Below are 10,817 nucleotides of genomic sequence, written 5' to 3'. Positions count from 1 at the left end.
TCATCTGGTGATACAGATGGTTCACTCATAAAGCGGTGAACAACGCTTCATACGACTTCAGGTCGCACGGGCATAAATGAGTTAGCGATGAACTCGCTAACTCGAACATAGACAAAAGTTTGTTACGAATTTCATACGATAGAGTGAACTCGAAGAACCACAGCTACTTAGGGAGCCTGAATCGGCCAACCTTCCAATCGCCAACAAGGTCATGGTCAACTTTACTCGTCCACTACAATATTGATAGCCCTCACCTCAAAATACAAACTGAATAGACACCGACGTAATAGATGCGTTTTTGTTAGACAGAATACTTTTCAACTTAAGGTGGGGTAATTTCTGGGGTAAAAGAAGTAAAAAGTAACTCTAAGCTTTATCCGTTTATTTATTGTCTTATACTTAAAATGAGGGTGGACGAATACAGTAGTTTTAGATCTCTAGATTCACACCTGTTTTACCCAGAAACCTGCACTATATAGGTAAGATTGAAATACAGAAATGAGTCGGTCTGTGCTAACTCCTGACAAACCTTAAGACAGAAACGATTATCGGCCAAGACATTGTTCCTACCAAGCTAATAAGTATCTCGAGACCTAAACCTTCTTGTTATATTCATTTTTGCGGAACCAACACTTCGTTAAAAAATTGAGCTGTCGCTAACAACAATTCAGGGTCATTTCCTAAATGAATAGCGGCATTCTCATAAGAATATCTATTATCAATGAAAGCATTATCTAAAAGTTCCAGAACTTCGAGTAATGATTGTATTCCCAAATTCCACTTGCTACTTTCAAATGCCCGATCCAAAAGGGACTGCGTTGTGTCTCCTAGCTTAGAAAACAATTGACTTAGCCTGTGCCCTTTTAAATTAGATTTAGTAAAACTCTTAAATATCTGAGCATCACCAACTTCAAGGACTAGCCTATCTTCGGAAATTGCGTCAATCGATTTTAGAAATAGCTCTATAGAAAACGCCAAGTTAGCATTATACGCATATTTATAATCATATATTTCTACACTATGTATTTCAGCCACTTGGCAAAGCTGTAAAAACTGCCTTGCCGATAAATATATGTGTTTATTAACTTCCACGGCTCAATACCTCATTGAATATAACGCCGAAAACACCGGTGGAAAAACCAGAGCGAAACGGCAGTTTTGACATCCGTGTGATTTGCCTTGTTATATTTTTAGCTAAATACTGGCACATCATCATGTATACATGACCACCTCGCCTTTTCAGATGTATATACCTGAATCTGCGGTGCCAGCTCATCTATGTAATCTTCAACTACTCCAAGCGGTAGAACAACATCATCTGGAAAGTGTTTGCCATTTACTAAATGCGTTGGAGTACCACACTTGGAGCAAAAATTCTTATGTGACACCTTTGTTCCTCGATAACTAGTAATCGAGCCTTTCCCTTTCGATAACAAGAATTGCTCCTTTGGGACAACAACATATGTACTGTGATCTGAGCCGTGAAACTTCCTACACATAGAACAATGACACTTCACTACTGTCTTAATAGGGAGATCAAACTCCCAGTTTACAGAATCACAATGACAACTACCTTTTATTTTACTCATTTCCCGTCTCCGTGAAATATAAATGCTGATTAAATTCATTTTTCCAATTTACATTAAGGCTACATGTTAATTCCGAAATAATATATGATACAGATCATATTAAATTTTAAGCGTATAAGAACCCATGCCTTACACAAGAGAACACAAGGAAACCACCCGTAGAAGGATTCTTGAAAGTGCATTCAGGCTATTTACTGTCAAAGGTTTTGATGGTGTTACTGTGAATGGAGTAATGAAAGATTGCGGACTCACGAGGGGAGCATTTTACGCACATTTCAGCAGTAAGGCGGTACTGTATCGTGAGTCTTTAAAATTTGCAGCTAATGACACTAAGCTTGCCGAACTCAAGCCAGCAGGCACCACCGATAAGGTGTGGTTATGCCTACTGCTTGATGGATACCTTAGCTTGGAGCACGTGCGGGGTGAATATCCGTGCCCACTTGCATTCTTGGCTACGGACATAGTCATGCATGATGAAGAAACAAAAGCAACCTATGCAAAGGTCTACGGTAGTATGAACAAAGCTATTTTGGAATATGCTAGTAGCTATATCGATTGCAATGAGGATGACATTTTGTCAGTAACTGCAATGCTCATCGGTTCGGTAGCAATAGCAAGAACTATACGCGATGAGAATTCAGTTGCAAAATTATTGCAAGCATGTCGACGAGAGGCGGGGCTGAAGCTGGGTGGAATATAACACTTTAATAACTGGCGTATAGGTTGGTGTTGGGTTTACGTCTTTTTCTTTTTCAAAAACGATGATAACCGTAATGCGCCCAGTTGATTAACTTTTTATGTTTGCTAAATTCGTATGCTAAGTGCCAATGGACACAGAGTCCTAGCTAGGTTTTTCTACAGGGGTTTTTAGTCTTTTCCATTCAGCACTGCTAGCTAGTGGAACAGTAGTTCTTATATGAGTAAAACCAGAACGATATCCAATATTAGACAAATCCATTTTGTATACTTTTTCAAGCTCACATTCAGTTAGGGGAACATACCATTCTTCATGCTCGTTTTCTTTAAGCTGGAGGTTATTCCACCAATTTTCTTCTCGGTAACGATAGAGCCAATAAATGTGGCAATCGGGACACTGTTTCACATCAAATTTGTCTGCATTTGACTTGTAAATTCGTCTAACCAGCTTGAGAGTATTGGTATTACAACAATTATTTAGTTTCATTCCTAACCTCTGCTTAATTAGCCTGCAAAAATATTACACCTTTAAAAAACATAACGCCCCACTAAGAGGCAAATGATAGTTGGTTAAAATAAGCGACGAAGGAGCAAAAACCAACTGTTATTTGTCCTTTTGAGTGACTTGTTATAAGCACTAAAACTGCCTCAATGGAATTTGAGAAAACTCGATAGAAAAGTCATAACCGTAAATTTTTTTAAACATTTCTAGAGATTTTAATGCCAGCTCTTTATGCTGCATTGGGCCAATTATAATCTTTTTTACAATATGCTTGGGAAAGTCAAATGGCAAAAAAGGGACCAAAATGCTTGTTTTTTCGAAAAAATCCAAACCCGTAAGCGCAAAATCAACGCTGGGTCTTTTTGAAAAAAGCCTTACTTCATTCTCGGTTTCAAATTTAGCATCCTTGGTAATTGCTATCTCTCTAGCTGCAATTGGAACAAGATTATAAAGAGCCATGTCTCGCTCTACTTGATTTTCGACCGCATCAATTGCTTGTTCTACATTCGCGGCAGATGCTATAAACTTATAAGGCTCTTCGTTGTAGTTCACATCATGAATTTCAAAGTCTTGTTTTCGAGCGTTTTCTTCTAATGCCACTCTATCAAAACCAATTGAATACCCTCCGCTAGGGGGACAATATGACACCCACTGCGCTAATTTATCCCCTTCTTTGCAGAAAGATGCAGTGAAGAATAGAGAGTTACCAATAGAGCTGATAATCTTTTCCATAAACTCAATTGTATTAGGTATTGGTTCTTCATATTTCTTAGCGCTTAAGTTCTGAGATATTTCATTAGCAGCTCGTTCAAGACCACGAAGAATTTCATTCGTATCGTTTAGATACCGAGAATCAGTCACTCGCATCGTTGGTGAGTCTTGACTTAAAATCCCTTTTAATCCTGCAACGCTTGTATAATGATAAATTAGTTCCAATTACTTATTCTCCGTAAGAGTCGAGAGAGCTTATAACGCCTTATTAGCTACAATTTTCACCAATACCAGCAAGTTCAACCGCAGCATTCAAAGGAATTATTTGATCATTACTAAAACTAGCTTTAAGGGTCAAAAATGCAGATATATTTTTATATTTAGTCAAATTTTTATTGGGTTCAATTACAATATTTAGATAAAAACTCAGGCTGTCTGAGGGTCTAATAAGTTCACCAATATGTTTATAAGAAGCCTTAAACTCCGGTAAAGTTTTTATTTGTTCCAGCCACATTAATGGAACTGGACCGATAGAAGTATTTGACATATAAACCTTATATGGCAAATTCATATCTAAATCTTTTTCCGAGAAGTTAACGAAACTAACAAGTGGAAAATCGCCATCAGGTAAGAGTTGCTTTAAAGTTACCGACTGCTTTCCTGAATTGTGAAATGTTATTGGGACAGATAGTGCATATGAACATTGATCATTATTTATTGCGGCATAATTAATCAGCCCACTGCCATGAACTATGAAAGGTTTGTTTGCATTCAAAGATGTAATATATGCCAAACCACTTAAAATAAGAGCACCTAAAGCTATTATTTCAGACCAGCCGATTTCCTTTCTAAACTTGAACATATATTCCCTATATTGACTTTGTAGCTAACATTTTTAATAACAGGCCGTCTCGTTTTTCTGCGCGCCTAACTTTTACCCAAGTTACCATAACTCACTAAAAATTAAAGCATATATGTCATATTTCGCACTTTGTTATCAGTTCAAAACGAGCCTGCGAGTTATCACTTTTTAACAATGCGCGTTTTCTTAGCAAAGGCAAAGACAACTATCTGATTAATAATAACTTATCAAATTTTACATATACAAAGCGTCACCGTACTCTCGACAAAACAAGCCATTTTTAGATGTCAGACGAGATTAAAAACCCAATGGACTGTATAAATATACAAATGTAGGAGTTTGGAGGTGGTAAGCAAATTTTTAGGAAAAATCTGGCGACATATATGAATGTCGGGATACAGTCTGTATACAGTAAAGCCTACTGAAAGGCAGACGGTTAACGAGTAGGAATAATTGACCATCGTGCGGGTTATTACCTAACTATTAATATTTTTAACTAGAAAGGTTTTGGACAAAAATGTATTAGTGCAATGGTGCAGGTGATGGCTTAATTGTTGGATTTTTATTGTTCATTAAATATATTGAGCAATATTGCCTTCAGGCGGATAGTTTTGTGATGAAGTTCTAATAATCGAGATGTTAAGTTCATGAACCTATGAAAACACTATTGTGTGATTCGCACCCCTTAGATTTGAAGTTCATGAAGCTAAATCCGGTTCATGAAGGTGCCGCTGTATATTTTTAAATATTATTTTTAATATAAACAATACATTACTTAAAATTAGGTCGATTATTTACTTATGTACTTGTTTAGAACCCATAATAGTTAAATAATGTTTATGTAAACTAAGATATTTCCCCTATCTGAAGACTCATCATGATTAGAACTTTTTTATCAACTTCGATGCCTATATTTGTAAGTCTTTACTCAATCGAATCCAATACGCACTTAACGATATTAAATTCGATTGAGTGAGAGTTTTGTCTAATGATTTTCTTCGATGAGTTTATATAGTTCTTCTTTTAAGAATAAGTTATATAAGTAATAAGAGCCTTCTTTCGTTAGATGGCGATCATCAAAAAGCAACGCTGAGTTTTGATCATCAATTTTGCCTAAACGTTTGTCGCTATTGTGATTCAAGCTATGCTGACAATTCATCAACAGCCGCAAGTGCCTGGATTCCGTATGTAACTGAGGGGCCGCCTCCCATTAATACAGCGACATCAATGGTTTCGACTAATTCTTGACGTGTAGCTCCTGCCTTTAACGCTGCGGACACATGCGAAGCAATACAACCATCACAACGGGCGGCAATGGCGATGCCTGTGGCGATCAATTCTTTATTCTTAATGCTCACCTCGCCTTTGACCATGACCGCTTTGCGTAATGCAACAAAGGCATTGAGTGTCGCTGGACTGGAATTTTTGTATTCCATCCCCTGCTCGCGCAGCGATTGATTGAGTTCTTTGTAGCTTTTAGCCATAATTTTGATTCCTTTTTTAGACTTTTATTCTGATACGAAAATGCCGCCCGTTTTGGCTAGTTTTATCGTGTTGATTACTAACCAAGTAATTAATACCGTTGTGCCTAATGTTAACAACTGACCCAATATCGCTAATATATCGCTGTTTATCAAATGCGCCATTTTAACGGTTGCCGTAGCCAGTGCCGCGCTTGGAAATGAATACGCCCAAGAGGTTAAGTAGAACGGTAAACGAGCAAATTTAATGATATTAATAGAAAGCAAAATGCTTAAAAATATGGCGGTGTAGTAGAGTATCCGTGCGAAATTATCAATGCCACCGATGATATGTGTATAAGAGATAAAACCGATAGATGGCGGCGCTAAAAGGATAAACAGCATTGGATACAGTTTTGGCGGAAGTTGGTCATGGAAAAACAGGCGATAGAACAATACGGTGAGTAGAATTATCCAAAAAACGATTCCGATGCTAAAAAAGAACCAGCTTAACTCAATAAATCCTAACGTTACTCCTGAAATCGGTACGATGATGTTGCCGACGACTGGAATGAACCAACTTGGGTTTACATGAGATATTGTGTAGTGACTATGATGTATCCAGCTCGTCATTACATACAAAGTTAATGTAAATTGCACGATTGTTCCCACACTCCACAATATTAGTGACAATGTAGCGTAATCGTTCCAAATAGCTGATATCAGCAATAAACTAATTGAGAAAGCTGGGAAGAAATTCATTCGTATTGGATGTTTTAATTCATGCAATACGGCTTGTTTAAACTTAAAGATTTTAAATAGATAAAACGCTGAGAATATGAGCATAATTAATGATGTGGATGTGGCTAACAGTAAGCTTATTGGATATGCGATTGACCAACTATTGACACTCCAAGTAATCGTTAACCCACTTAGGCCCATGATTATCGCGAACAATGATATTGGGAAATGAACGAGTTTATTTTCTACGAAGTGGTTAAGATTGCTTGGTTGTGAAATCATGTCACTCCCCTAATACGATAACGGTGTTAATCCCTACTAACGAAAATTTTGTTCTGAAGAGTTAAAGCCTCAAAATAAAAATCAATGCTCCAAGAAAGTTATTTATTTTACATATGCAACATATGGGCTTGCACTACATTAAGAGATTGCCTTCAATTGGAATATATTGACTTGCCGAATTAATCAAAGAATAGGCGGTAAGTTGAGGAACACCATAAACTTCACTTTTTACACCATAATTTGTGTAAAGTTTAAGTAGCAGTAGATCAAAGTCGCCATCTCCAGACACTAAAACGACGGTATCAGCTTGCTGCCCATATTCTATAGCATCTAATGTGATGCCTACGTCCCAGTCACCTTTTGCGGTTCCATCACTACGTTGGATAAATGGCTTTAGTTTAACTTCGAATCCAATCGCCCTTAAAATATTTTGAAATTGACGTTGCTTTTCATCTCCACGGTCGATTGCATAAGCAATTGCCTTTACGGCTTCACGATCCTTTGTCACCTGACGCCAAAATTCATTGTAATCAAAGTTACGTTTATAGGCTTGTTTGGTTGTGTAATAGACGTTTTGTACATCGACGAGCAGAACTATTTTTTCCATTGCAAAAGCACCTTACGGTAAATGGATAACTAAAATTAAAAGAGATCGAAAAAGATCGCTCGTGATCATATCGAATAAACTAATTTTTTTATGAATTAGCCGCCTGCAAGCTTAACGTTATAACCTTTTTGTTCAAGGAGTTGCTTTAATTTATCTCGTACATCTCCTTGGATTTCGATATCACCATCTTTGATTGCACCACCGCAGCCACATTTCTTCTTTAATTCTGCAGCCAGTAATTTTAGTGGCGCATCTTCTAAGCCTAGTCCAGTAATGATAGAAACGCCTTTGCCTTTACGGCCCTTTGTTACCCGTTGAATACGGACGATACCATCACCAATTGGTCGTTGTTTTTTTTCGGCTTCTGGCTTAATACGGCCAGTTTCGGTTGAGTATACTAATGTCATGGGAGGTACTCATGTATGCTAGCGAATATAATATTTGATTTTATCACATCTTATTGAATTTGTTATGTTGGCTTTATCTTATAGCGTGTGAAATTTATGATATTATTATTTATATAGTTACTTAGTTATAGTGCATTAGAATGAAAAAAAACGTTATCGTAAAAAGTCAATTTGATAAAGACCGCTATTGTCGTTATTTATCTCAGGACATCTCGATCGAACAATTACAAATGATGACTCAGAAACAATATTCTCGTAACTCACTATTGGCAATACGCAGAGATTGGTTGAGTTTTACCGATTATGCGAAGTTAAAGCAGCGTCCCTTTCTACCAGCTTCCGTGGATACCGTCTTAGAATTTATAACGATGATGAGTCATAAGCGTAAGTTCTCGTCGTTAAAACGTTACGTTATCACAATATCAAATATTCATAACATCTTATCCTATAAAGACCCTACATCATCAGTTCAAGTTAGCCTTCTACTTAATCGATTGAAACTTGAAAAGCTCGGCGATGAGAAGCAAACCCCTTCATTTACACTAAATCATTTAGAACGAATCCGCGATCTACTGATTGTTGATTCTACTCCTGTAGCGTGCCGAGATTTAGCCATTTATTCGATTATGTTTGAATGCGCATTGAAAAGAAGTGAAGTAAGAGAACTTAATTTTAGCCAATTCACAAATAGCTCATCTGAAGATGACAATATAATCGTTCAGATATCAGAAAAGTCATATCAACTATCCTGCGATACAAGCCAGGCTCTTAATCGTTGGTTCTTGTTACTAGATAAGTTAGAAGGTCCCGTATTCCGCTCAATCAATCGTCACCAGCAGATAAATAATGCTGTTTTGAATGATTCATCTATTTATCGAATTCTTAAAAAAGCCTCAACAATGCTTGGACTCCCGGAACATTTAAGTTTTTCCGGTCAATCAGCTCGGGTTGGTGCCGTCACAGAGCTCTTTAGTCAAGGTTATAACATAAAGGACATTCAAAGTTTTGGACGTTGGAATAGCCCTGTAATGCCAAATCTGTATTTAGGAAAAACTCATTTGGCAGAACAAGGAAAACTCATATTTAAATCTTTCAATAAAATTAACTGATCCGAGATAGGATGGCACTTGCAAGAAATTCTGAAACTTTATGACCATTGTTTTCCAACATTTTTGGAAACATTGATATAGGTGTCATACCAGGAAATGTATTTACTTCATTTAAGAATACGTCACCTTCTGGAGTCAGAAAAAAATCAATGCGCGATAGATCGCGCAGTTTTGTATGTGTAAAAACTTTGCGAGCATAACACTCAATTTCTTCACGCTGCGACAAAGTGAGATCACTAGCTTCAATTTTAGTCAGTGAGTGACTTGATGAACTATATTTTTCTTCATAAGTATAAAATGCTCCATCGGGAGCGATCACTTCACCGGGTTTGGTTATGTGCAGCTCACCATTGATTTGATAAGCAGCAACTTCCAATTCTCGAGGCTTAACCGCGAGTTCGACCAACACTTGATTCGAATATCCAAATGCTTTATCAATTGCATCCCCTAGTAAATTCGAATCTGTGACCTTGTAACACCCTATGGATGACCCTTGGCAAGCAGCTTTTATAAACACTCCATTTTGACAAGTACTAAAAAAGTCTTTCGCTTTTTCAATTGCTTGTGGTGAGTTTTCGGATAAAAACATATAAGGTGTGTTAGGTATATCAAGAGCATCGTACCAAAGTTTTGAAGTGATTTTATTAAAGCTGATGTTGCTTGCTTCGGGACCACATCCTAAGTAAGGAATACCGGCTAACTCAAGCATTGATTGGATATCGCCGGTTTCCCCAGGAAAACCGTGGATACAAGGAACGACAAAATCAATTTTGTTGCTACTCGATTTACTATTAATCGTTGCATTATTCGTGTCTAAATACGCAAGTTCGGTATTTTCAAAAAACCAACCATCTGATTTTATTTCGACACGTATAACATTAAACTGACGACTTTTTCTTAGTTCATCATAGAGATAGTCAGCGGAAACAACCGAAACTTCATGCTCAGCGGAAGTACCACCACACAACAACAGTATATTAATTTGATCCATCACTTGTTCCGTATTGTGTATTTTTGATGCTCTATCATAGTTAAGAACCCGACTATATCCAAAAAATTTATAATAAACGCTTTCTAATTGCCTAATTATCAAGCGTATTCATATTTTAAAAGAACATTAGTTTAGTTTTTTCAACATTGGATATGCTGAATTCTTAATCTCATCGATGCTTTTAACAAACGGCTTCAAATCTCTGATATTTTTAGGCATGTCTTTAATCGCAAGTTTTGCATCAGATTTTGTCGCATAATCTCCATACAAGACCGTATACCAATTGGTGCCATTGACTTGCTTGTAGTTTTGCCAAATTGGCTCGACTTGTTGAGGTAATTGTGACGCAAACTTGGTTGCTTCCATTTCATTTGAGACAGCAACCACTTGTATTGAATAACCAAATCTAGCGGCTGCCTTCATTTGTTTCTCTGTTGGTGGTTTGATATCGACAATAGTCGCTGTCGATTGTTCCGCTGTGGTCTCGGTACCAAATAAGTTTGTCGCCTTTTCTTTTGTTTCGTTTTTCGCATCTTGGAGAGATGGTACAGCTGCTTCTTCAATTGCTATAACAGGTTCTATTGTGGCTACATTGTAGTCTTGGATAGAACCTTCCGTTTTAACGTCCGTAACATAAGTACCTGATGAACAGGCGGTTAAAAACACGGATGCGCATAGCAAAAATTTAGTATTCATAATCAATAAAATCCTGAGAAAACGGTTTTCTAACTATGCCGACAGAGTTCGTGATAATCAAGTTCATGTCGTGCATACCCTAGTTAATGATGTGACAGATAACACAAAAACACTAGATAAGGCCAGACTATATATGAGTTTTTATCGCTAGAACAAGCATTTGT

The 10,817-nt window shown here is 37.2% G+C and carries 13 protein-coding genes; 2 read left to right on the top strand and 11 right to left on the bottom strand.

Going from position 1 to position 10,817, the window contains the following annotated elements:
- Positions 1-612: 612 nt before the first annotated feature.
- Both ACXJY6_RS03570 and ACXJY6_RS03565 read right to left on the bottom strand, forming a co-directional pair.
- A complete protein-coding gene (locus ACXJY6_RS03570; RefSeq protein WP_458767415.1) occupies positions 613-1,092 on the bottom strand; it encodes a hypothetical protein in 480 nt (159 codons plus the stop codon).
- Positions 1,093-1,190: 98 nt separating this feature from the next.
- The gene (locus ACXJY6_RS03565) at positions 1,191-1,589 is read right to left on the bottom strand and encodes a GFA family protein (RefSeq protein ID WP_458767414.1); all 399 of its coding nucleotides are present in this window, start codon (positions 1,587-1,589) and stop codon (positions 1,191-1,193) included.
- Between the two features lie 124 nt (positions 1,590-1,713).
- Between ACXJY6_RS03565 and ACXJY6_RS03560 the strand changes: the two genes are divergently transcribed.
- Positions 1,714-2,289, top strand: coding sequence for a TetR/AcrR family transcriptional regulator (locus ACXJY6_RS03560; RefSeq protein WP_458767413.1), 576 nt, complete (start codon positions 1,714-1,716; stop codon positions 2,287-2,289).
- 141 nt (positions 2,290-2,430) lie between these two features.
- On the opposite strand, the gene ACXJY6_RS03555 is transcribed toward ACXJY6_RS03560, so the two are convergent.
- From ACXJY6_RS03555 to yciH, 7 genes are all read right to left on the bottom strand, one after another.
- The gene (locus tag ACXJY6_RS03555) at positions 2,431-2,772 is read right to left on the bottom strand and encodes a hypothetical protein (protein ID WP_458767412.1); all 342 of its coding nucleotides are present in this window, start codon (positions 2,770-2,772) and stop codon (positions 2,431-2,433) included.
- A 150-nt stretch (positions 2,773-2,922) separates the two neighbouring features.
- Positions 2,923-3,723: a DUF2971 domain-containing protein gene (locus ACXJY6_RS03550; protein ID WP_458767411.1), complete on the bottom strand. Its 801-nt coding sequence runs from the start codon at positions 3,721-3,723 to the stop codon at positions 2,923-2,925.
- 43 nt (positions 3,724-3,766) lie between these two features.
- Positions 3,767-4,360: a hypothetical protein gene (locus ACXJY6_RS03545; RefSeq protein WP_458767410.1), complete on the bottom strand. Its 594-nt coding sequence runs from the start codon at positions 4,358-4,360 to the stop codon at positions 3,767-3,769.
- A gap of 1,142 nt (positions 4,361-5,502) precedes the next feature.
- A complete protein-coding gene (locus ACXJY6_RS03540) occupies positions 5,503-5,844 on the bottom strand; it encodes a carboxymuconolactone decarboxylase family protein (RefSeq protein WP_456050420.1) in 342 nt (113 codons plus the stop codon).
- Positions 5,845-5,868: 24 nt separating this feature from the next.
- Entirely contained in the window at positions 5,869-6,843 is a 975-nt protein-coding gene (locus tag ACXJY6_RS03535) for an SLAC1 anion channel family protein (protein ID WP_458767409.1), read from the bottom strand.
- Positions 6,844-6,976: 133 nt separating this feature from the next.
- Positions 6,977-7,450, bottom strand: coding sequence for an NYN domain-containing protein (locus ACXJY6_RS03530; RefSeq protein ID WP_458767408.1), 474 nt, complete (start codon positions 7,448-7,450; stop codon positions 6,977-6,979).
- 95 nt (positions 7,451-7,545) lie between these two features.
- The gene (gene yciH / locus ACXJY6_RS03525) at positions 7,546-7,857 is read right to left on the bottom strand and encodes a stress response translation initiation inhibitor YciH (RefSeq protein WP_456050423.1); all 312 of its coding nucleotides are present in this window, start codon (positions 7,855-7,857) and stop codon (positions 7,546-7,548) included.
- A 140-nt stretch (positions 7,858-7,997) separates the two neighbouring features.
- Between yciH and ACXJY6_RS03520 the strand changes: the two genes are divergently transcribed.
- Positions 7,998-8,966, top strand: coding sequence for a site-specific integrase (locus tag ACXJY6_RS03520; RefSeq protein ID WP_458767407.1), 969 nt, complete (start codon positions 7,998-8,000; stop codon positions 8,964-8,966).
- Here the strand turns inward: ACXJY6_RS03520 and ACXJY6_RS03515 are convergent.
- Both ACXJY6_RS03515 and ACXJY6_RS03510 read right to left on the bottom strand, forming a co-directional pair.
- The gene (locus ACXJY6_RS03515) at positions 8,959-9,957 is read right to left on the bottom strand and encodes a D-alanine--D-alanine ligase (protein ID WP_456050425.1); all 999 of its coding nucleotides are present in this window, start codon (positions 9,955-9,957) and stop codon (positions 8,959-8,961) included. The genes ACXJY6_RS03520 and ACXJY6_RS03515 overlap by 8 nt on opposite strands.
- Positions 9,958-10,083: 126 nt before the next feature.
- Positions 10,084-10,653, bottom strand: coding sequence for an SPOR domain-containing protein (locus tag ACXJY6_RS03510; RefSeq protein WP_458767406.1), 570 nt, complete (start codon positions 10,651-10,653; stop codon positions 10,084-10,086).
- Positions 10,654-10,817: the final 164 nt, after the last annotated feature.

This window comes from Vibrio phycocola, assembly GCF_054404255.1.
This window is presented reverse-complemented; position numbering and strand designations above follow the sequence as displayed.